Genomic DNA, 18,136 nt, shown 5'->3' with positions numbered 1-18,136 from the left:
GACTTCCTCTTCTACACCGCCATTCCGGCCTCCAGCGCCTTGCGGTTGGCTTCCTCGGTGCCGCGGGGCACCGTCTCCAGCACTGCCGCCGCCAGCGCCTCGTCGCTGACCAGCCGGCAGATCCGGTTGAGGACCCCCAGGGCCACGATGTTGGCCGTGATCGCCCGGCCCGTGGCCTCCCGGGCCAGGCGGGTGATCTCGACCCGGTGCACCTCGCCGTCCACCGCCGGCACGGTGTGCACGAACTGCGGGTCGACGATGAAGGTGCCGCCCGGGCGCAGCTTCGTGTGGAACTTGTCGGCGGCCTCCTGGGTCATCGCCAGAATCACGTCCGCCTGCGTCACCTTCGGAAAGTCGATGACCTCCGTATCCAGGATGACCTCGGCCCGGCTGGCGCCGCCCCGGGCCTCCGGCCCGTAGGACTGGGTCTGGGTGACCTCGTAGCCGTCGCGGATGCCCGCCTTGGCGAGGATGATGCCGGCCAGGATCATCCCCTGTCCGCCCGAGCCTGTCAGCATGATCTGCTTCACTGCCGGCCACCTGCCTTCCCGATGACGGCGTCATACAGCTTCGTGTACTCGGGCCGCGGCTGGTGCCACAGCTCGCCCACCACGATCTTGCCGGCCAGCTCCTCCGCGGTCATGGAGGCCGCCCGGCTGGCGGGCACCGACCGCTCCTGCATGATCTTCATCATGTTGAACGCGTCGCCCATTTTGTTCTTCCGGCCGAAGTAGGTGGGGCACTGCACCACGGCCTCGATGAAGGAGAACCCGTCGTTCTCCAGCCCCTTGGCGATCAGCCGCTCCAGCTGCCGGGCCTGGTAGCTGGTGGACCTCGCCACGTAGCTGGCGCCCGCCGCCCGGGCCAGCTCGCACAGGTCGAACGGGGTGTCGATGTTGCCGTAGGGCGCCGTGGTGGCGTACGCCTCGGTCGGCGTGAGCGGCGAGTACTGGCCGCTGGTCATGCCGTAGATGGTGTTGTTGAAGCAGACGCAGGTGATGCCGATGTTGCGGCGGGCGGCATGGATGAGGTGGTTGCCGCCGATGGCCGCGGCGTCGCCGTCGCCGGAGATGACGATGACGTTCAGGTCGGGGTTGGCCATCTTGATGCCGGTGGCGAACGCCAGCGCCCGGCCGTGGGTGGTGTGCAGCGTGTCGAAGTCCAGGTACCCCACCGCGCGGGAAGAGCAGCCGATGCCGCTGACGATGACCGTGTTGTCCTGAGAGAGCCCCACCCGATGGATCGCCCGGATCAGGGCCTGAAGCGCGATGCCGTGCCCGCAGCCGGGGCACCAGATGTGCGGGAGTTTGGCCTGGCGCAGATAGCGCTTGACGGGGACCTTGCCTGCAATCGCCACCTCAGAACACCTCCTCGATCGCGGTGAGGATCTCGCCCGGGGTGAGCGGCTCACCGGCCACCTTGTTGACCGGCACGACCCGCGTGCCGCCGCGGGCGGCGCGCTCCACCTCACGCGCCATCTGTCCCAGGTTGAGCTCGGGCACGATGACGGCCCGCTTCCCCGCCACCGCCGCACGCACCCGCTCGTCGTGGAACGGCCAGAGCGTGACCGGCCGGTAGAGCCCGGCCCGAAGCCCCCTCGCCCGCGCCTCCCGCACCGCCCGCCGCGCCGCCCGTGCGGTGCCGCCGTAGGCGAAGACGACGACCTCGGCGTCTTCCACCAGCAGTTCCTCGGCCTCGCAGATTTCGTCCAGGTGGTCCGTCACCTTGCAGGTCAGCCGGCGCACCGCGGCCTCCACCACCCGGGGATTGCTGGTGGGGAAGCCGTCCTCGCCGTGGATCAGGCCCGTGACGTGGAACCGGTAGCCCGTGCCAAAATCCGGGACGACCGGCACGCCGTCGGGGCCGGGGCGGTACGGTCTGTGCTCTCCGGGGGGCAGGCTGGGCCGCGCCCGGTCCACGATGGTCAGCTCCGCCGGATCGGGCAGCTCCACCGACTCCCGCAGGTGGCCGATGATCTCGTCGGCCAGCAGGATGACCGGCATGCGGAACCGCTCCGCCAGGTTGAAGGCCCGCACCGCCAGCCGGTAGGCCTCGCCGACCGAGGCCGGGCACAGGACGATCGCCGCATAGTCGCCGTGGGCGCCGTAGCGCGCCTGCATCACGTCGCCCTGGGCGGGGGCCGTGGGCAGGCCGGTGCTCGGCCCCTGCCGCTGCACGTTCACGACGACGCACGGCACCTCGGCCTCGGCGGCGAAGCCCAGGTTCTCCTGCTTCAGGGAGAAGCCGGGGCCGGAGGTGGCGGTCATGGCCTTGCGCCCCGCGAGCGAGGCGCCCACCACCGCCGCCATCGAGGCGATCTCGTCTTCCATCTGGATAAACCGGCCGCCGGCGGCGGGCAGGCGCTCGCTGGCGAGCTCGGCGATCTCGGTCGACGGGGTGATCGGGTAGCCGGCGAAGAAGCGCATGCCAGCCGCAATGGCGCCCTCCACGATGGCCTCGTTGCCCTGCATGAGGACCTTTCTGCGGGTCGGTGCCGCCGGGCTAGACATGCAGGCTCACCTCCTCCAGCTCCGAGACGTCGATGGCGAAGTCCGGACAGTAGATCTCGCAGTTGAGGCAGCCAGTGCACTGCTCCGGGGCATTTGCGAAGGCCTTCTGCCGGTCGTCCAGCGCGAGCACTTTCTTGGGACAGACCTGGATGCAGATTTCGCAGCCCTTGCAGTATGCGGTGTTGATGACGATGGAAAATCTTCTGGGCTTGCTTGCCATCGGTCCTCCTCCAATCCACCGTTCTCCTCACCATCGTAATCAATCCGCCTCTGCAAGTGGTGCCTATTGACTTGATTAAGCCGACAGGTTCAAACGGTGGCACTTTCGGCGCACGTCGTGACCACATCAGCAAGTGATTTCTTTTCGTCATTCCGCATATTTGCGGCGTTAAGTACAATGCGCGTAAGGCGATTCGCGACTGTCCTATGCCGGACCTATTGGCCCCGACCACCCACCCGGCATCCGACGCAGACGTCTGGCCACCCCATCCACACACACGGCCGCAGTTTCCGGACGTGTGCACCCTCAAACAGGCTTCCGCAGCCGGCCGGGCCGGCTGCTCGATAGCAGCAAGCCATCATGCTTTGGAGGTGCTCGGATTTGAAGAAGTGGCTGAGTATCCTGGTGGCCTTCCTCCTGCTGTTCGGTGTCGGCTTCCTCTGGACCCCGTCGGGGGACCTGTCCGTCGAAGGACAGCGTGCCCTGGGCATCGCGCTGTTCGCCATCGTCATCTGGTTCACGCAGGCGATGAGCGACGCGGTATCGGGAATCTTCATCGTCTTCCTTCTGGCGGTGACCGGGGCCGTCTCGCTGAGCGGATCCCTCGCGGGGTACTCCAATACGTCCCTGTGGCTCATCGTCATCGGCTTCGTCATGGCGGCGGCCATGGAGAAGACGGGGCTCTCCCGCCGCATCGCGCTGCAGATATTGCGCGCGGTGGGGGGCCGGAGCATCGCCACCTACTGGGCCGTCTTTGCGGTCATGACGGTGCTGACCTTCCTGGTGCCCTCGATCACGGCCCGCACGCTGCTCATGCTGCCCATCCTGCTCGGCATCGGCGAGGCGTTCGGCGCGAAGGAAGACAGCAAGCTCATGCGCGGCCTGCTGTTCATCGTGGCCATCGCCGGCACGGCGCTCTCCATCGGCGTCCTGACCGCCCACGTCGGCAACCCCACCACCGCCGCCTTCATCGAGGAGGCCACGGGGCAGTACATCGGCTGGGCAACCTGGTTCAAGTACGGCTTCCCGCCCGCGCTCATCCTGGGCATCATCTTCGTCTTCATGATCATCTGGCTGTGGCGGCCGGAGCACGAGGATCTCGGCGGCGGCATCACGTATCTGGAGGAAGAGCTCCAGAAGCTGGGGCCCACCACCCGCGACGAGATCTACGTGCTCCTCGTCTTCCTGGCCACCGTCATCCTGTGGGCCACCGACTCCTTCCACGGCATCAAGGCCGTGGTCGTGGGCTTCGGCACCATGGCCGCCCTGCTGCTCCCGGGCGTGGGGCCCATCACCTGGAAGGAAGCCCAGGCCCGGGTACCGTGGAACGTCTTCATCCTTTACGGCGCCGGCCTCTCCATGGGCAGTGCGCTGTCCTCGTCCGGCGCGGCGAAGTGGCTGGCCAGCGTGGGCCTCTCGCCGATCGCCGGCCTGCCCCTGACCATCCAGGCGGTCTGCCTGATCTGGCTGGTGACCGCGCTGCAGGTCTTCTTCACCGGCGGCGGTCCCAAGACGACGGCGCTCACCCCGGTCATCATCGCCCACGCCGCGGCCATCGGCGTGAACCCGCTGTTCCTGGCTCTGCCGCTGGGCCTGAACATGCACCACCAGTACATGCTGCCGGTGTCCAACATGCCCAACGCCGTGATCACGGGCACTCCGTACATCCCCATGAAGGACCTGCTGAAGACCGGCGTCCTCGCCAGCATCGTGGCCTGTATCTTCTTCTCCCTGGTGGTCTTCACGTACTGGTCCTGGCTCGGCCTGTTCTGATAACCAAAGGATGAGGAGGCATTCCGGTGACGGCTGGACTGGCATCTGATCTGCGCCGGCTCCTGACCCCGGAGCAGGTGCTGGACTCGGCGGAAGACCGGTTCCTGTACGCCTATGATGCGACCAGCACCAAGGTGATGCCCGACGTCGTCGTGCTCGCCCGCTCGGCTCAGGACGTGTCGGCTGTGATGAAGTACGCCACGGAGCACGGGGTCCCGGTCGTGCCCCGGGGCGCCGGCTCAGGGCTCTCGGGCGGTTCGGTCCCGGCGAGGGGCGGCATCGCGCTGTCCCTGGCCCCGATGAACCGCATCAAGGAAATCGACCTGGCCAACATGGTGGCCGTCGTCGAGCCCGGCGTCATCGTCGGCGACCTCCAGAAGGCGGCCGACGAGGCCGGCGTCTACTACCCGCCCGACCCCGGCAGCCAGGCTTACTGCACCATCGGGGGCAGCATCGCCGAGAATGCGGGCGGCATGCACTGCCTGAAGTACGGGGTCACAAAGGACTACGTGATGGGCCTGGAAGTCGTGCTGCCCAGCGGCGACATCGTCCACCTGGGCGGCAAGCAGATCAAGAACGTCACGGGCTACAACCTCGTGCAGCTCTTCGTGGGCTCGGAGGGCACCCTGGGCATCATCACCGAGGCCATCCTGAAGCTCATCCCCAAGCCCCGGGCGAAGAAGACCATGCTGGCCATCTTCGACCAGCTGGATACCGCGGCCGAGGCCGTGACCGGCATCCTGCACGCGGGCGTGATCCCGGCCGCGCTGGAGATCATGGACAACCGGTCGATCGTCGCAGTGGAGGACTACCTGAACCTCGGGCTGCCCCGCGACGCCGAGGCCATTCTCCTGATCGAGGCCGACGGCATGCCGGAGGCGGTGGAAGCCGAGGCCGCCACCATCGAGCGGGTCTGCCGGGGTCTCGGCGTGCGGGAGTTCAAGACCGCCCGCAACGCCCAGGAGTCCAACGATCTGTGGAAGGCCCGCCGGGCCATCTCGCCGGCCATCTCCCGGCTGCGCCCGACCAAGATGGGCGAGGACATCAGCGTGCCCCGCAGCGCCATCCCGGAGATGGTGCGCCGGGTGCAGAAGATCGGCGACGAGTTCAACCTGCCCATCGTCATCTTCGGGCACGCCGGCGACGGCAACCTGCACCCCAACATCCTCACCGACCGGCGGGATCCGGTGGAGATGGAGCGGGTGGAGAAGGCCATTGCTGCGATCTTCGACGCGGCGGTGGAACTGGGCGGCACGCTGAGCGGCGAGCACGGCATCGGCCTCAGCAAGCAGCCCTTCCTGGGCAAGGCGCTGACCCCCGAGACGATCAACCTGATGAAGACACTCAAGCAGGCGCTCGATCCGCGCGGGGTGTTGAATCCGGGCAAGATCTGGGGGTGAGGATCGTGCAGATTACAGACCTGGCGGGACTCTACCGCTGCAACAAGTGCGGCACCTGTACGACGATCTGCCCGCTCTACACCCACACCCAGCATGAGGGCATGGCCGCGCGCGGCAAGGTCGCCCTGATCGAGGCGGTCGTCGACGGCACGCTCCAGGTGACGCCCGCGCTGCGGGACCGGCTCTCCGACTGCCTGCTCTGCGGAGCCTGCCAGAAGAGCTGTCCCTGCTCGGTGCCCACCACCGACCTCTTCCTGGAAGCCCGGGCCGAGGTGGCCAGACAGCTTGGCCTTCCTCTCTTCTCCCGGGCGGCCCTCACCGGCCTCGGCTCCCCCGCGCTGCTGAACCTCGGCACCTGGGGCGGCGCGCTGCTGCAGAAGATGGGGGCCCTCGGCTTCGCGCCGCCCATCGCCCGGCCGCCGTACCAGAGCCGGCGGCTGCCGTCCGGACCCGAGACCGGGGCCAAGATGCGGATCGCTTACTACGCCGGCTGCATGATGAACTTCGTGTACGCCGACGTGGCCGAGGCCACGCACCGGGTGCTGGTGCACAACGGCTACCGGGTGGAATCGCCTAGGGTACAGTGCTGCGGCATGCCCAACCGCTCGATGGGCGACCACGAGGGGGCGCTGCGGCACGCCCGCCACAACGTGGACGCCCTCACGGGCTACGACGCCATCGTGACCGACTGCGGCACCTGCGGCTCCATGCTGAAGGCGTACGGCCGGCTGCTGGCCGCAGACCCGGAGTACGCGGAGAAGGCCAGAGCGGTCTCCGGCCGGGTCTACGACGTCGCCGAGTTTCTGGTGAAGTTCGGTTACCGCGAGCCGGAGCGGAAGGTGGAGGCCCGGGTCACCTACCACGACTCCTGCCACATGGTGCGGGAGCAGAAGGTGGCGGCGCAGCCGCGGGAGATCCTGAAGTCGATCCCCGGCGTCTCCTACGTGGAGATGAAGGGCGCGGACGTGTGCTGCGGCGGAGCCGGTTCCTTCGCCTTCACCCACCCCGAGCTGGGCCGGAGAGTCGGGGCCACCAAGGCCGCGCACATCGCGGCCACCGAGGCGGAGGTCGTGGCCACCGGCTGCCCGAGCTGCTCGATGCAGATCGCCGCCTCGCTGCGGCAGGCCGGCGTGGACGCGGCGCTGCGCCACCCCGTGGAGCTGCTGGCCCGGTCCTACGGCCTGATGGGCGAGTAGGGGCCTGAGGAAACAGAAACGGCGCCCGGTTTCCCCCGGCGGGAGATCGGGCGCCGCCTCGTATCCGGCTATGCGCTGCACCCCGACTGGCGGCATCCGGGCGGGCGCCATCCCGACGCGCCGCTCCCGATCCACTAAGCGAGCCTGCCGTCCTCCGGCCGCAGCCGTATCGCTCCCCAGATCCCGCCCGCCGCCGCAGGGAAGGAGGCGGCGAAGGCCAGGGCGTAGAGCGGCCGGCTGGTCGCCGGCACCAGGTCGGCCACAAGGCCGTGGGCGAACAGCGCGGCGACCATGGCGACGGAGCCCGCGCCGAAGAGCCGGAACGCCCAGCGGCTGGCCGGGCCGCGCACGGCGGCCATCGCGCCCAGGAGCGCGCCCGAGACCACCAGCAGCAGCTTCAGGTGCAGGAAACCGATGACCAGGTTGCGGTTCAGGGCCCAGTCTGACCACACGGGCAGCAGGGGTGCGAACTCCAGCACGGCCTTGACCGCCAGGCTGAGCCCCGCCAGCCGCCACCAGGGCCGGGCGCGCTCCGGCAGCGGCAGCCGCCGGGCGAAGCCCAGGAACGCGAGCTGCACCAGGCCCAGCAGCGCGCCGGCGACGAGGGACACCGGCACCAGCGGCCCCTCCAGCCCCCGGGGGATGAGCATGCGCAGGGCGGCCGGGCCGTTCAGCACGAGGGCAGCGAGGGCCAGCCTGGAAAGGAGCGGCCTGCCCTCCCCCCGCACCCCGGCCAGGGCCAGCACGATGCCCATCAGCCCTGCCTCCAGCCAGCCGTCGCCGAAGTACTGCAGGAAGAGGTAGACGCCGGCCTGGTAGAGCAGCGGGAACGCGCCGTCGAGCACGGCCTCGGAGAGGATGACCAGCGTGGTGCCGGAGATGGAGAGCAGCAGCAGGAGCACCGCCGCGCCCAGCAGGCAAAGCGGGCCCGGCCACCGGCGCACCGGCACCCCCCGCACCTCCCGCCAGAAGACGACGGCGAAGAGGACCCACAGCACTTCGTTCAGCGTGGCGAAGGCGATGGAGGGACCGTTGTAGCCCCACAGGGCGAAGGTCACGAGCGCGCCGCCCACCGCCCACGGAGAAAGGCGCAGCAGCCAGGTCAGGGGCCGGGACTCGGCCACCGGCCGGCCGGTGAAGCGGGGCAGGACGTGCAGGATGAGCCCCATCAGCCCGAGGCCCGCCCAGCCGAAGTAGGCGGTGTGGCTGTGGGCGTGGATGAGATCGCCCCAGTAGAAGGGGCCCGGGGTGTAGAGCCAGACGAAGGCCGAGCGGATGAAGACGCCCAGGGGCAGCACCGCCGCCAGCCACCAGGATGAAGCGCGGAGCAGGACGTTGGCCGCGTGCATAGGCGTAGACCTCCTGTCGGGACGTACGCTTTGCTTTGACAATACCCAGATTCCGCCGGTCCGCCCCGTGACGAAGGTCACCGGACACGAGAAAGCCCCCACCGGTGTGGTGGGAGCCTCCGGCGGTCACTTCACCGACAACCGGTTGCGCTGGGGCTCGGCGATGAGGCCCCACGTCCGGAGCGACTCCAGCATGCCGTAGATCTGAATCACCGGCATGACCAGTGCGCTGATGAAGAAGGTCGTCCGGAAGAGGGACGGGTCGGCGTAGAAGGCGACGACCAGCAGGTTCATGCCCAGATAGCCCACGAGGGTGAGGCCGAGGACGCCGAAGTACGACAGGAAGAAGAGTGCGGCGCCCAGGCGGCGCATCCCGGAGAGCAGGGCCAGCACGGCCGACATGGGCACGACCAGCATCAGGAACGCCAGGGCGACCTCGTACGCGGCGCCCGGCCGCCCGGAAAGGCCGACGGTGCTCGCCGCGTGCACCGCGGCGGCCGCCACGTGGAGCACGAGCAGCGGCAGGAGATCCCGCACCGTTTTCCAGCCCATGACCGATCGCCCCCTCGCCGCGCGCCGCGGCCCTGCTGGGCTCAGTATAACCCTCGGGCGGCGCCGCTCCCATCGGTGCCCCCTGTGATTTGCGGCGCCTGCGGGCTGGAGCGGATGCCCTACGACGGGAACAGTAGCGGCCGCCCCGCTCGGGGCGGCCGCAGTAGCCCGAAAGAATCAGGCGAAAAGCTGTTCCAGCTTGGGGCCGAGGTTCTGGAGTCCCTTGTCTCCCGCGGCCCGGAAGAAGAGGTTTCCCTGGGCGTCGAAGAGAAAGAAGGCAGGGACGAACTGGTTCTGGAACGCCTGCGCCAGGGCATGCCGGTGGTCGAGCAGCACCGGCTGCGTCATGCCGTACTGCTGGATGTCGCGCTCGACCTTGGCCGTGTCGAGGTCGCCCTCCTCCTTGGGCATGTGGATGGCGACCACCTTCAGCCCCTTCGGCCCGTACTGGTCGCGGTACTGCGACACCTGGTCCATGACCTCGTGGCAGATGTGGCAGGACACCGCCCAGAAGTGGACCAGCGTCGGATGCCCGGCCAGCGAACCGGGATCGAAGCCTTCCGCGTTGTAGGAGCCCGTCGCCCCTTCGAGGGGCGGCATCGGGCTGCCAAGGCGCATGGGCATGGAGCAGGCCTCCTTCGTTACGCCTGGAGCAGGGCGTCGCCGGGCTTCCAGTTGGCCGCGCACAGGCCGCCGGCCTGCAGGGCCTCGAGCACGCGCAGCACCTCATCCACGTTGCGGCCGATGTTGTTGTCGTGGACGACCTGGTAGCGGACGATGCCCTCGGGGTCGATGATGAACAGGCCGCGCAGGGCCACGCCCTCCTCCTCGATCAGCACGCCGTAGGCCTTGGAGACCTCCTTGGTGATGTCGGAGGCCAGCGGGTAGTTGACGGGGCCGAGGCCGCCCTCCTCACGCGGCGTCCGGATCCAGGCCCGGTGCGAGTAGATGGAATCCACCGAGACGCCGAGGATCTCGCAGTCGAGGTCCTTGAACTCCTGGACGCGGTCGTTGAACGCCGTGATCTCCGTGGGACACACGAAGGTGAAGTCCAGCGGATAGAAGAACAGGACGAGCCACTTGCCCCGGTAATCGGCCAGGCTGACGGTCTGATCGAGATTGTCCAGGTCCTTGGTGGACAGCATCGTAAAGTCAGGAGCCGGCTTGCCAACCAGTCGCATGCAGCTGAGACCTCCTTGCAAATTAGAATCAATCTAAGGGACTCCGTCTTTGTGACGCCGCGCTCATGGGAAGAGTTACGTCTTGAATGTTACGACTTTATCAAGACAGGCCCACGGTCGTCGACAAGCGCGGCGCCAGACCCAGTATCTCCATTGTTGATCTTTGCCATACTGCTGTTGTGGAAAGGAGCTAGCCGACATGACGACGAGAGCGCTGGTGATGGGAGGCGGCGGCGTGCTGGGCATCGCCTGGATGGTGGGGCTGGCCGCCGCCTGGAAGGAGGCCAACGTGGACCTCGCGCGGGCCGACCTGGTGGTGGGCACCTCGGCCGGCTCCGTGGTCGGCACGCTGATCCGGTACGGGATCGACCCGGCGCAGCTCACCGCGCTGGTGGAGGCGGGCATGGGCCTCCCGCCGAGCGCGGTGGCCAAGGTGGCGACGGGGGTCGGCCTCACCGAGGCGGAATGGGTCGGGCTCTTCCAGGCGCCCCTGGGCGACGCGCCGTGGCCGCCGCAGCCCCTGCGCATCTCTGCCGTGGACGTGGAGACCGGCGAGGCCGTGATGTGGACGCGCGACTCGGGCGTGCCCCTGGCCCGCGCCCTGGCCTCCAGCTGCGCCGTGCCCAACCTGCTCCCGACGGTCGAGATCAACGGGCGCCGCTACCTGGACGGCGGGGCGCGCTCGGGCACCCACGCCGACCAGGCCGCCGGATTCGAGCGGGTGCTGATCGTCGCGCCCATGGGCGTGCCCAAGTACCCGCTGGGCCACGAGATGCTGGAGAAGGAACGGGCCGCGCTGGAGGCCGGCGGCTCCCGGGTGATGGTGGTGCTGCCCGACGCGGCGACCTTGCAGGTCTTCGGCGACAACCTGATGGATCCCGCCCGGATCTTTGAAGCCCTGACGGCCGGACGCCGCCAGGGCGGGGAGTTGGCCGGAGCCGTCAGGGCCTTCTGGGACGCGAACTAGGACCCGGCCGCCAGCGCTTCTCCGGCGGCCGGGGTGAGCCTGTATGGGGTACTACCGGACGATCAGTACCGGGCACGGCGCGGTCCGCAGGACCTTGTCCGACACGCTGCCCAGCAGGAGTTCCTTGATGGGGCTGAGGCCGCGGCTGCCCATGACGATGAGGTCGACCTCTTCCAGCCGGGCGTAATCGACGATCTCCTCGGCCGGTTCGCCCACCTGCACCTCGGTGACCACCTGCGACTCGGGCAGGCCGAGCGCGGAGACGGCCTTCCGCAGGATAGGCTCACCGGTGCGCCGGATCAGGACATCCATGGGCACTTCGGGCGTCACCTTGTTCCCGAACTCATCGGTGGCGTAATAGGCGCGGGGGACATGCGCCACGTAGAGGCAGATGACCTGCGCGTTCTGCAGCGCGGCCAGCTCCCCCGCTATCCGGGCGGCATGCAGGGAACTCTCACTGCCATCGGTCGCGAGCAGGATCTTTTTCACGACCCATCGCCTCCTCCATATACACGGTCGGGGTGCCGCGCCCCACCGGTACAGCACGATTCTTCTGTCTGAATCATAGCCGTGCCGTGGGGTAGACTGGAATCGTTCGTTGGACTGATTCCAATGTAGACTAATTTCCGGACTAATCCAAGTCACAAGAGAGCGAAAAAGACCACCTGTCTGCACAGGTGGCCTTCCTATTCTTCGTTACCGCGTCGGCGGTTCGCCGGCCAGCCCCGTCCGGATGGCGTACCCTACGGCCTCCGAGCGGTTGCGCAGATGCAGCTTCTCGAGAATATGCCGCATGTGGTTTTTCACCGTGGACTCGGCCACGTACAGCTTGGCCGCGATCTCCTTGTAGGTCAGGCCGGTGGAAGCCAGGCGCAGGACCTCAATCTCCCGGGGCGAGAGCTGCTGACCGGGCTGCTTGCCTGCGGTCGTGGCGCGCGGCTGGCGGAACTCCTTCAGCATCTTGGCCGCCATGACCGACGAGATGGGCGCCTCGCCGGAGATGGCCGCGCGCAGAGAGGAGACCAGTTCCTCAGGCCCCAGGTTCTTCAGCAGGTAGCCGTCCGCGCCGGCCTTGATGGCCTCGAAGAGGTCCTTGTCGATCTCCGAGACCGTGAGGATGACGACCTTGAGATCCGGGTACATCTGCTTCAGCTTCTTGGTCGCCTCCACCCCATCGAGCACCGGCATGTTGATGTCCATCAGCACCAGATCAGGCTTGAGCTTGGGTACCAGCTCCAGGGCTTCCTGACCGTTCGATGCCTCGCCGACGACCTCAAGATCGCTATTCGAAAGGACACTCAGTACACCCTTCCGAAGCATGAGGTGATCATCTACGATCAAGACTTTCATCGTTCGGGTGCCCTCCTCTCCATCTAGACTTTATCACGACAGGGGATACCGGACAACCGATCCCACGCCCTAGTCGAAAAGTTGCGGTCGAGCCATTTTGGCTACTTCAATGACTATTATAGCCTAGTCTTACCCATTGTGTTAGGCGGCTACTCGCGGGCCGCGCACACAAACGGGGGATACTAAGCGCGGACGTTCATGTCACCCTGGCCCGACGCGGGTTCGCACGAAACGGCGCAGAACCGTGTCCTCGCACACCCTGCAACGCACGGGAGGAGGCGGAAACGTGTTCAACGAGCTGCAGCTCAAGCTGTTGAACGGCCGCACCATCTCCATTCACGTAGAACCGGGGTTTGACGTGGACGACCTGGAGTACCTGCCGGGCCTGCGGGCCGTGTCGCTGGGCAACCTGACGGTGCTGTACGAGGGGCTGGTCTACGACGTTCGCCCCCAGCGCCGGCTGACCGTCCACGTCACGGCGCCCGGCCTCACGCGCTGAAGAGCGCCCGCTGGCGCAAGTGGCCTGCTGCCACTTGCGCCTTTCCGGTCCCGCTGCGGGATCAGATCTCGTCAAGCGGCAGCAGGCCGCTCTTGATGGCGAACTTGGTGAGCTCGACCGCGTCATGCAGGTCGAGCTTTTCCATGAGATTCGCCCGATGCGCCTGCACGGTCTTGATGGAGATGAACAGCCTCTCGGCGATCTGTTGGTTGGTCAGGCCGTGGGCGATGAGGGTCAGCACCTCCCGCTCCCGTTCGGTGAGCTGGGCCAGCTGCGCCTGGGCCTCTGAGGCGCCGCGGGGCGCCGCGGCCGGCCCCGGCGCGTTCTCCTGCTCCTGAAGGTTGTCCATGACGGTGCGGGCGACGTCCGGATGCAGGATCACCTGCCCCGAGGTCACCGCCTTCAGCGCCGAAACCAGCTCCTGCGCGGCGGCCCGCTTCAGCACGTAGCCCGCGGCGCCCGCCCGCAAGATGGGCAGCACGTACTCCTCGCTGTCGTACATCGAGAGGATCAGCACCGGCAGATCGGGGTGGCGCTTCTTGAGCTCCTTGGTGGCCTCGATGCCATTCATGCGCGGCATGGCGATGTCCATCAGCACCGCGTCGGGCTTAAGCTTTTCCACCATGTCCAGGGCCTCGACGCCGTCCTGGGCCTCGCCGATCACCTCCACCTCGCCGCTGGCGGAGAGCAGATACCGGATGCCCTCCCGCAGGATGGCGTGATCGTCAACCAGCAGCACACGAATCGGACTCAACGCACGTCCCCCCCTCTGCGATCGGGAACCGTCACCCTCACCGTGGTCCCCCGGCCCGGTGCGGACTCCACCACGACCTTGCCCCCGACGAGGGCAGCCCGTTCCTGCATGCCGAACAGGCCGAGCCCCCGGTCCCGCACCGGCTGCCCCACGGTCTGCACCACATGGAATCCCTTGCCGTCATCGATCACCAGCCCCGTGATCGCGCCGTGCTCCCGGTAGAGCCGCACGATGACGGTGCTGGCTTTCGCATGTTTCACCACATTGGTGATCGCTTCCTGCATGATCCGGAACAAAGCGGTCTCCAGCTCCTCGGGGAGCCTCGAGCCGAGGCCGCTCACCTGGAAGTCGGCCTCCAGTCCGGCGGGCAGCACCCGGTGGTGGATGAACCAGCGCAGGGCCGGGACCAGTCCCAGGTCGTCCAGCACCGACGGGCGCAGGTCCATCATCAGCCGCCGGGTCTCGTCCAGGGTGCGCTGCGCGACCTCCTTGGTCAGGCGCAGCCGCTCCCGCAGGGCCTCGTCGATGCCGCTGCCGCCGGCCAGCTGCTCGATGGCCTCCAGGTTGACGACGATGGAGGTCAGCGACTGCGACGTCTCGTCGTGCAGTTCCCGGGCGATGCGCTTGCGCTCCTCCTCCTGCGCCCGGAGGATCTGTGCAGCCACGGCCTGCCGGTGCTCCGCCAGCCGGTCGAGCATCAGGTTGGCCATCTCGGTGACCCGGGCGATGTCGGGGTCCCCGGGCACCATGGGCACCCGGGCGGAGAAGTCGCCGCGCCGCACCTTGTCCAGCGTCGCGTGCAGGGTGAAAAGCGGGCGGAAGGCTACCCGGAGCAGGGCGTAGTTGACGCCCAGCGACACCGCCAGGCCGACGGCGATCAGGCCGAACTCCCAGATGGGCGAGTGCACCTGGCTGTTCCAGAAGTGGGTCGCGATGAGCACCGCACAGATCGAGCCCATCACGACGATGGCGGCGTTGGCCACCAGCACCTTCGTGAACAGGCTGGTCCGGCTGTGAAGGTACGAGAGCAGCCGCATCTAGACCTCCGCGACCCCCAGTGCGCACCCGGGCCCGGGCGTGCGGTTCACGCCGGCGCCGGCGATCTCTGCTTTCCGCGTCACATCGCTCACCCTTTCCTCTCACCACCGCTCGGGCTCTACGAGGGGCGCCTTAGATCACGGACCGGATCCGCGCGCCTGTCGAACCCGTGTCGATAGCTCAAAAGTCTACATTCGCTGCTTCTCGCGCCGATCCCTTCCCCCGGTTCATGCGTGAAATATGAAAACGAGGTAGTAGATACAAGTATTCACGCAACACGGCGGCGGTAGACCCTGCCCCCGTCTTTTTTAGTACTTTCTCTAACCCTGCCCAAGGTTATCGCAATACTCGTGTAAGCCTCCTGCAATTCTTCGCTGGTACCCTGAACGGTAAAGCCACCCATCGGGAGGGATCTGTGTGACGAAGCGCTGGTGGATCATCGGCACCGTCGCCGCCGTCGTCGTTCTTGCGCTCCTGGCCGGTCCGACAGCCCTCACCGCGACCGGTGCGGAGCCTGCGACCTGCGCCGCCTGCCACAGCATGCAGGAGTTCCGCGCGACGCACGCCGAGTCCGTTCACGCCGCCGTCTCCTGCTCCGAGTGCCACCTGCCCCACGGGGCCGCCTCGATTCCGGCCAAGTACGAGAAGGGCATCAAGCACGTGTGGGCGACCATCACGGGCGACGCCAACATCGAGCTGAAGCCGGAGGACGAGAAGATCCTGCTGGACAATTGCATCGCCTGCCACATCTACACCGACCACGTCCAGGCCCCGGAGAACCGCGGCTGTCTCAACTGCCACTTCGACGACCCGCACGGCGTGAGGGAGGATCGGAGATGGTGATCAGCGGCCTGGTGTTCCAGTGCGATCCGGGCCGGACCGAGGCCGTCCTGGCCCGGCTGACCCGCATGCCGGAGCTTTCCGACATCACGCCGGGAGGCCAGCCCGGCTGCCTGGTGGGCGTCCTGGAATCCCCCAGCACGGAGGCGTCGGTGGAGGCGGTCAACCGCCTGCGCGCCATTCCCGGCGTCTACGCCGTGATGCCGACCTATATTCGCGCCGTTGAGGAGGATGGGACATGCAGCTCTCCCGCCGTGCTTTCGTAAAGGCATCGGCCCTCGCCGCGGCCCTGGCGGCGGCCGGATGCACGCCCAAGCCCGTTGCCCCGAAGGAGAACCCTGAAACCGAAGGCGCCACGTGGCACAAGACGGTCTGCCGCTACTGCGGCGTCGGATGCGGCGTCATGGTCGCCGCCAAGGACAACCGGGTGGTCGCCGTGAAGGGCGACACGGAGCACCCGGTCAACAAGGGCCTGCTCTGCGTGAAGGGCTACTACCTGGACCGGATCATGAACACCGAGGAAGGCCGGATCCTGAAGCCGCTCATCCGCAAGAACGGCCAGCTCACCGAGGCCTCGTGGGACGAGGCGCTGGACCTGGTGGCGGCGAAGTTCCGCGAGGCCGTCGACCAGTACGGACCCGATTCGGTCGGCTTCTACGGCTCCGGACAGAATCTGGCGGAGGAGACCTACATCGCCAACAAGCTCTTCAAGGGCTGCATCGGCACCAACAACGTCGAGGGCAATCCCCGCACCTGCATGGCCTCGGCCGTGGCCGGCTTCCTCTCCACCTTCGGCAAGGACGAGCCGATGGGCAACCTGGACGACATCGAACATGCCGACACCTTCTTCATCATCGGCTCCAACACCGCCGAGGCGCACCCCATCGTCTACTCCCGGATCACCACCCGCAAGCAGACGGGCAAGGACGTCAAGGTTATCCTGGCCGACCCGCGCCGGCACCGGGTGGCCGACATCGCCGATATTTTCCTGCCCTTCCGGCCCGGCAGCGACCTGGCGCTGCTGAACGCCTTCGCCCAGGTGATCGTCGAGGAGGGCCTGCACGACGCCGACTTCATCGAGCGCCACACCAGCTTCAGCGACGGCAGCAACCCGATCACTTTCGAACAGTATGTCGAGTTCCTGCAGGACTACACCCCGGAGAAGGTCGCCCCGATCACGGGTCTGTCGCCCGACGAGATCCGCACGGCGGCCCGTGAGATCGGCGCCCGGGGCCGCAAGACCATGTCCCTGTGGTGCATGGGCATCAACCAGCGCACCGTGGGCACCTGGCTGAACAACGCCATCTACAACCTCCACCTGCTGACGGGCAAGATCTGCCAGCCGGGCAACAACCCCTTCTCGCTCACCGGGCAGCCCTCCGCCTGCGGCTCCGTGCGTGAGGGCGGCGGCCTGTCCCACCTGCTCCCCTGCGGCCGCCAGGTGGTCAACGAGCAGCACCGCAAGGAGGTCGCCGCGGTGTGGGGCGTCGACTACACCCGCATGTCGGACAAGGTCGGCTACCACACGGTCGAGATGTTCCGGGCCGCGGGCGACGGGCGCATCAAGGCGCTCATGGTCTGCTGCACCAACCCGGCCCACTCGCTTCCCAACCTGAACGCCGTGCGGGCGGCCTGCGAGAAGACCTTCCTGGTCGTCCTCGACGCCTTCCACAACCGCACCACCGAGCTGGCCGACGTCGTGCTCCCGGCCGCCCTCTGGTGCGAGAAGGAGGGCATCTACGGCAACACCGACCGCCGCACCCAGCACCTGGCGAAGGCCGTGGAGCCCAAGGGCGAAGCGAAGCCCGACGTCTGGATCCTGCTGGAGATCGCCAAGCGCATGGGCTACGCCGAGTACTTCAGCCACTACACCTCCAACGAGGTGATCTGGGAAGAGTTCCGCAAGATGGGCGGCGGCAGCACCGGCTACGACTACGCGCCCTACGAGCGGTACCGGCAGGAGCGGGGCATCCGGTGGCCGGTGAACGACAAGCAGCCGGCCGGAACGGGCCAGCGGTACGTGGAGGGCGACGACCCCTTCGTGCCCGAGGGGAAGGGCCTCTACTTCTACGGCAAGCCGGACGGCAAGGCGGTCATCTACGCCCGGCCGCACCGGGACCCGGCCGAGATGCCGGACGACGAGTACCCCTTCTTCCTCTCCACGGGACGTATCCTCGAGCACTGGCACACCATCACCATGACCAAGCGGGTGCCCGAGATCATGAAGGGCGCGGGCGAGTTCTACTGCGAAATCCACGAGGAGGACGCCGCCCGGCTGGGCATCCGGAACGGCGATGAGGTGAGGCTGACCTCCCGCCGCGGACAGGTCATCGCCACCGCGCGCATCGGGGGTCGTGCGGTCCCGCAGAAGGGCATGGTCATGCTGCTCATGCACGATGACCGCATCGAACGGCTCGCCAACTTCCTCACCAACGACGCGGTCGACGAGACCTCCAAGCAGATGGAGTACAAGGTCTGCGCCGTGCGGGTGGAGAAGGCGTAAGCGG

At 67.6% G+C, this 18,136-nt stretch carries 20 protein-coding genes; 8 read left to right on the top strand and 12 right to left on the bottom strand.

The annotated features are described in order from the left end of the window. Positions 1 to 11 precede the first annotated feature (11 nt). From ACZ5UM_RS09725 to ACZ5UM_RS09710, 4 genes are read right to left on the bottom strand one after another with little or no spacing between them, the layout of a single operon-like run. The gene (locus tag ACZ5UM_RS09725; RefSeq protein ID WP_464843805.1) at positions 12 to 530 is read right to left on the bottom strand and encodes a 2-oxoacid:acceptor oxidoreductase family protein; all 519 of its coding nucleotides are present in this window, start codon (positions 528 to 530) and stop codon (positions 12 to 14) included. After that, the gene (locus tag ACZ5UM_RS09720) at positions 527 to 1,357 is read right to left on the bottom strand and encodes a 2-oxoacid:ferredoxin oxidoreductase subunit beta (RefSeq protein ID WP_464843804.1); all 831 of its coding nucleotides are present in this window, start codon (positions 1,355 to 1,357) and stop codon (positions 527 to 529) included. Before ACZ5UM_RS09720 ends, ACZ5UM_RS09725 begins: the two co-directional genes overlap by 4 nt. A 1-nt stretch (position 1,358) precedes the next feature. Next, the gene (locus ACZ5UM_RS09715) at positions 1,359 to 2,510 is read right to left on the bottom strand and encodes a 2-oxoacid:acceptor oxidoreductase subunit alpha (protein WP_464843803.1); all 1,152 of its coding nucleotides are present in this window, start codon (positions 2,508 to 2,510) and stop codon (positions 1,359 to 1,361) included. Then, positions 2,503 to 2,730: a 4Fe-4S dicluster domain-containing protein gene (locus ACZ5UM_RS09710; protein WP_464843801.1), complete on the bottom strand. Its 228-nt coding sequence runs from the start codon at positions 2,728 to 2,730 to the stop codon at positions 2,503 to 2,505. The genes ACZ5UM_RS09715 and ACZ5UM_RS09710 overlap by 8 nt, the downstream gene beginning before the upstream one ends. A gap of 381 nt (positions 2,731 to 3,111) precedes the next feature. Here ACZ5UM_RS09710 and ACZ5UM_RS09705 point away from each other — a divergent pair, with 381 nt between their 5' ends. From ACZ5UM_RS09705 to ACZ5UM_RS09695, 3 genes are read left to right on the top strand one after another with little or no spacing between them, the layout of a single operon-like run. Next, positions 3,112 to 4,503 carry an SLC13 family permease gene (locus ACZ5UM_RS09705; RefSeq protein ID WP_464843799.1) on the top strand — a complete coding sequence of 464 codons (1,392 nt, stop codon included), beginning with the start codon at positions 3,112 to 3,114 and terminating at the stop codon, positions 4,501 to 4,503. A gap of 26 nt (positions 4,504 to 4,529) precedes the next feature. After that, entirely contained in the window at positions 4,530 to 5,903 is a 1,374-nt protein-coding gene (locus ACZ5UM_RS09700; RefSeq protein ID WP_464843798.1) for an FAD-binding oxidoreductase, read from the top strand. A 5-nt stretch (positions 5,904 to 5,908) separates the two neighbouring features. Next, positions 5,909 to 7,099, top strand: coding sequence for a (Fe-S)-binding protein (locus ACZ5UM_RS09695; RefSeq protein ID WP_464843797.1), 1,191 nt, complete (start codon positions 5,909 to 5,911; stop codon positions 7,097 to 7,099). Between the two features lie 134 nt (positions 7,100 to 7,233). Here ACZ5UM_RS09695 and ACZ5UM_RS09690 read toward each other — a convergent pair whose 3' ends face one another. From ACZ5UM_RS09690 to ACZ5UM_RS09675, 4 genes are all read right to left on the bottom strand, one after another. Continuing rightward, positions 7,234 to 8,448 (bottom strand): hypothetical protein, encoded by a 1,215-nt coding sequence (locus tag ACZ5UM_RS09690; protein WP_464843796.1) that lies wholly within the window; start codon positions 8,446 to 8,448, stop codon positions 7,234 to 7,236. A 126-nt stretch (positions 8,449 to 8,574) separates the two neighbouring features. After that, a complete protein-coding gene (locus ACZ5UM_RS09685; protein WP_464843795.1) occupies positions 8,575 to 9,000 on the bottom strand; it encodes a hypothetical protein in 426 nt (141 codons plus the stop codon). Between the two features lie 177 nt (positions 9,001 to 9,177). After that, entirely contained in the window at positions 9,178 to 9,624 is a 447-nt protein-coding gene (locus tag ACZ5UM_RS09680) for a TlpA disulfide reductase family protein (RefSeq protein WP_464843794.1), read from the bottom strand. A 17-nt stretch (positions 9,625 to 9,641) separates the two neighbouring features. Then, complete coding sequence (locus tag ACZ5UM_RS09675) at positions 9,642 to 10,181, bottom strand: peroxiredoxin (protein ID WP_464843792.1); 540 nt, start codon at positions 10,179 to 10,181, stop codon at positions 9,642 to 9,644. A gap of 199 nt (positions 10,182 to 10,380) precedes the next feature. Between ACZ5UM_RS09675 and ACZ5UM_RS09670 the strand changes: the two genes are divergently transcribed. Next, positions 10,381 to 11,148, top strand: a complete 768-nt coding sequence (locus ACZ5UM_RS09670) for a patatin-like phospholipase family protein (protein WP_464843790.1) — start codon at positions 10,381 to 10,383, stop codon at positions 11,146 to 11,148. Between the two features lie 51 nt (positions 11,149 to 11,199). Here ACZ5UM_RS09670 and ACZ5UM_RS09665 read toward each other — a convergent pair whose 3' ends face one another. After that, positions 11,200 to 11,637, bottom strand: coding sequence for a universal stress protein (locus ACZ5UM_RS09665; RefSeq protein WP_464843788.1), 438 nt, complete (start codon positions 11,635 to 11,637; stop codon positions 11,200 to 11,202). A gap of 207 nt (positions 11,638 to 11,844) precedes the next feature. After that, positions 11,845 to 12,498: a response regulator gene (locus ACZ5UM_RS09660; protein WP_464843787.1), complete on the bottom strand. Its 654-nt coding sequence runs from the start codon at positions 12,496 to 12,498 to the stop codon at positions 11,845 to 11,847. A gap of 286 nt (positions 12,499 to 12,784) precedes the next feature. Here ACZ5UM_RS09660 and ACZ5UM_RS09655 point away from each other — a divergent pair, with 286 nt between their 5' ends. Beyond that, positions 12,785 to 12,997, top strand: a complete 213-nt coding sequence (locus tag ACZ5UM_RS09655; protein ID WP_464843785.1) for a hypothetical protein — start codon at positions 12,785 to 12,787, stop codon at positions 12,995 to 12,997. 61 nt (positions 12,998 to 13,058) lie between these two features. On the opposite strand, the gene ACZ5UM_RS09650 is transcribed toward ACZ5UM_RS09655, so the two are convergent. Further along, on the bottom strand, positions 13,059 to 13,751 hold the full coding sequence (locus ACZ5UM_RS09650) for a response regulator (protein ID WP_464843784.1): 693 nt from the start codon (positions 13,749 to 13,751) through the stop codon (positions 13,059 to 13,061). Then, positions 13,748 to 14,788 carry a sensor histidine kinase gene (locus ACZ5UM_RS09645; RefSeq protein WP_464843782.1) on the bottom strand — a complete coding sequence of 347 codons (1,041 nt, stop codon included), beginning with the start codon at positions 14,786 to 14,788 and terminating at the stop codon, positions 13,748 to 13,750. The genes ACZ5UM_RS09650 and ACZ5UM_RS09645 overlap by 4 nt, the downstream gene beginning before the upstream one ends. 418 nt (positions 14,789 to 15,206) lie before the next feature. Between ACZ5UM_RS09645 and ACZ5UM_RS09640 the strand changes: the two genes are divergently transcribed. The 3 genes from ACZ5UM_RS09640 to ACZ5UM_RS09630 are packed head-to-tail and all read left to right on the top strand — an operon-like array spanning position 15,207 to position 18,132. Next, positions 15,207 to 15,632 (top strand): NapC/NirT family cytochrome c, encoded by a 426-nt coding sequence (locus ACZ5UM_RS09640; RefSeq protein WP_464843781.1) that lies wholly within the window; start codon positions 15,207 to 15,209, stop codon positions 15,630 to 15,632. After that, the gene (locus tag ACZ5UM_RS09635; protein ID WP_464843779.1) at positions 15,626 to 15,895 is read left to right on the top strand and encodes a chaperone NapD; all 270 of its coding nucleotides are present in this window, start codon (positions 15,626 to 15,628) and stop codon (positions 15,893 to 15,895) included. Before ACZ5UM_RS09640 ends, ACZ5UM_RS09635 begins: the two co-directional genes overlap by 7 nt. Next, the gene (locus ACZ5UM_RS09630) at positions 15,868 to 18,132 is read left to right on the top strand and encodes a molybdopterin oxidoreductase family protein (protein ID WP_464843778.1); all 2,265 of its coding nucleotides are present in this window, start codon (positions 15,868 to 15,870) and stop codon (positions 18,130 to 18,132) included. Before ACZ5UM_RS09635 ends, ACZ5UM_RS09630 begins: the two co-directional genes overlap by 28 nt. Positions 18,133 to 18,136: the final 4 nt, after the last annotated feature.

The sequence above is a fragment of the Symbiobacterium ostreiconchae genome, from assembly GCF_055396975.1.
The sequence above is the reverse complement of the archived record's forward strand: the minus strand, read 5'-3'. Positions and strand labels throughout refer to the sequence as shown.

Excerpts from the sequence above, each read along its gene's own strand:
- ACZ5UM_RS09715 (WP_464843803.1), bottom strand. The coding sequence starts at position 2,510 with ATGTCTAGCCCGGCGGCACCGACCCGCAGAAAGGTCCTCATGCAGGGC.
- ACZ5UM_RS09710 (WP_464843801.1), bottom strand. The coding sequence starts at position 2,730 with ATGGCAAGCAAGCCCAGAAGATTTTCCATCGTCATCAACACCGCATAC.
- ACZ5UM_RS09690 (WP_464843796.1), bottom strand. The coding sequence starts at position 8,448 with ATGCACGCGGCCAACGTCCTGCTCCGCGCTTCATCCTGGTGGCTGGCG.
- ACZ5UM_RS09685 (WP_464843795.1), bottom strand. The coding sequence starts at position 9,000 with ATGGGCTGGAAAACGGTGCGGGATCTCCTGCCGCTGCTCGTGCTCCAC.
- ACZ5UM_RS09680 (WP_464843794.1), bottom strand. The coding sequence starts at position 9,624 with ATGCCCATGCGCCTTGGCAGCCCGATGCCGCCCCTCGAAGGGGCGACG.
- ACZ5UM_RS09675 (WP_464843792.1), bottom strand. The coding sequence starts at position 10,181 with ATGCGACTGGTTGGCAAGCCGGCTCCTGACTTTACGATGCTGTCCACC.
- ACZ5UM_RS09670 (WP_464843790.1), top strand. The coding sequence starts at position 10,381 with ATGACGACGAGAGCGCTGGTGATGGGAGGCGGCGGCGTGCTGGGCATC.
- ACZ5UM_RS09660 (WP_464843787.1), bottom strand. The coding sequence starts at position 12,498 with ATGAAAGTCTTGATCGTAGATGATCACCTCATGCTTCGGAAGGGTGTA.
- ACZ5UM_RS09645 (WP_464843782.1), bottom strand. The coding sequence starts at position 14,788 with ATGCGGCTGCTCTCGTACCTTCACAGCCGGACCAGCCTGTTCACGAAG.
- ACZ5UM_RS09635 (WP_464843779.1), top strand. The coding sequence starts at position 15,626 with ATGGTGATCAGCGGCCTGGTGTTCCAGTGCGATCCGGGCCGGACCGAG.
- ACZ5UM_RS09630 (WP_464843778.1), top strand. The coding sequence starts at position 15,868 with ATGCAGCTCTCCCGCCGTGCTTTCGTAAAGGCATCGGCCCTCGCCGCG.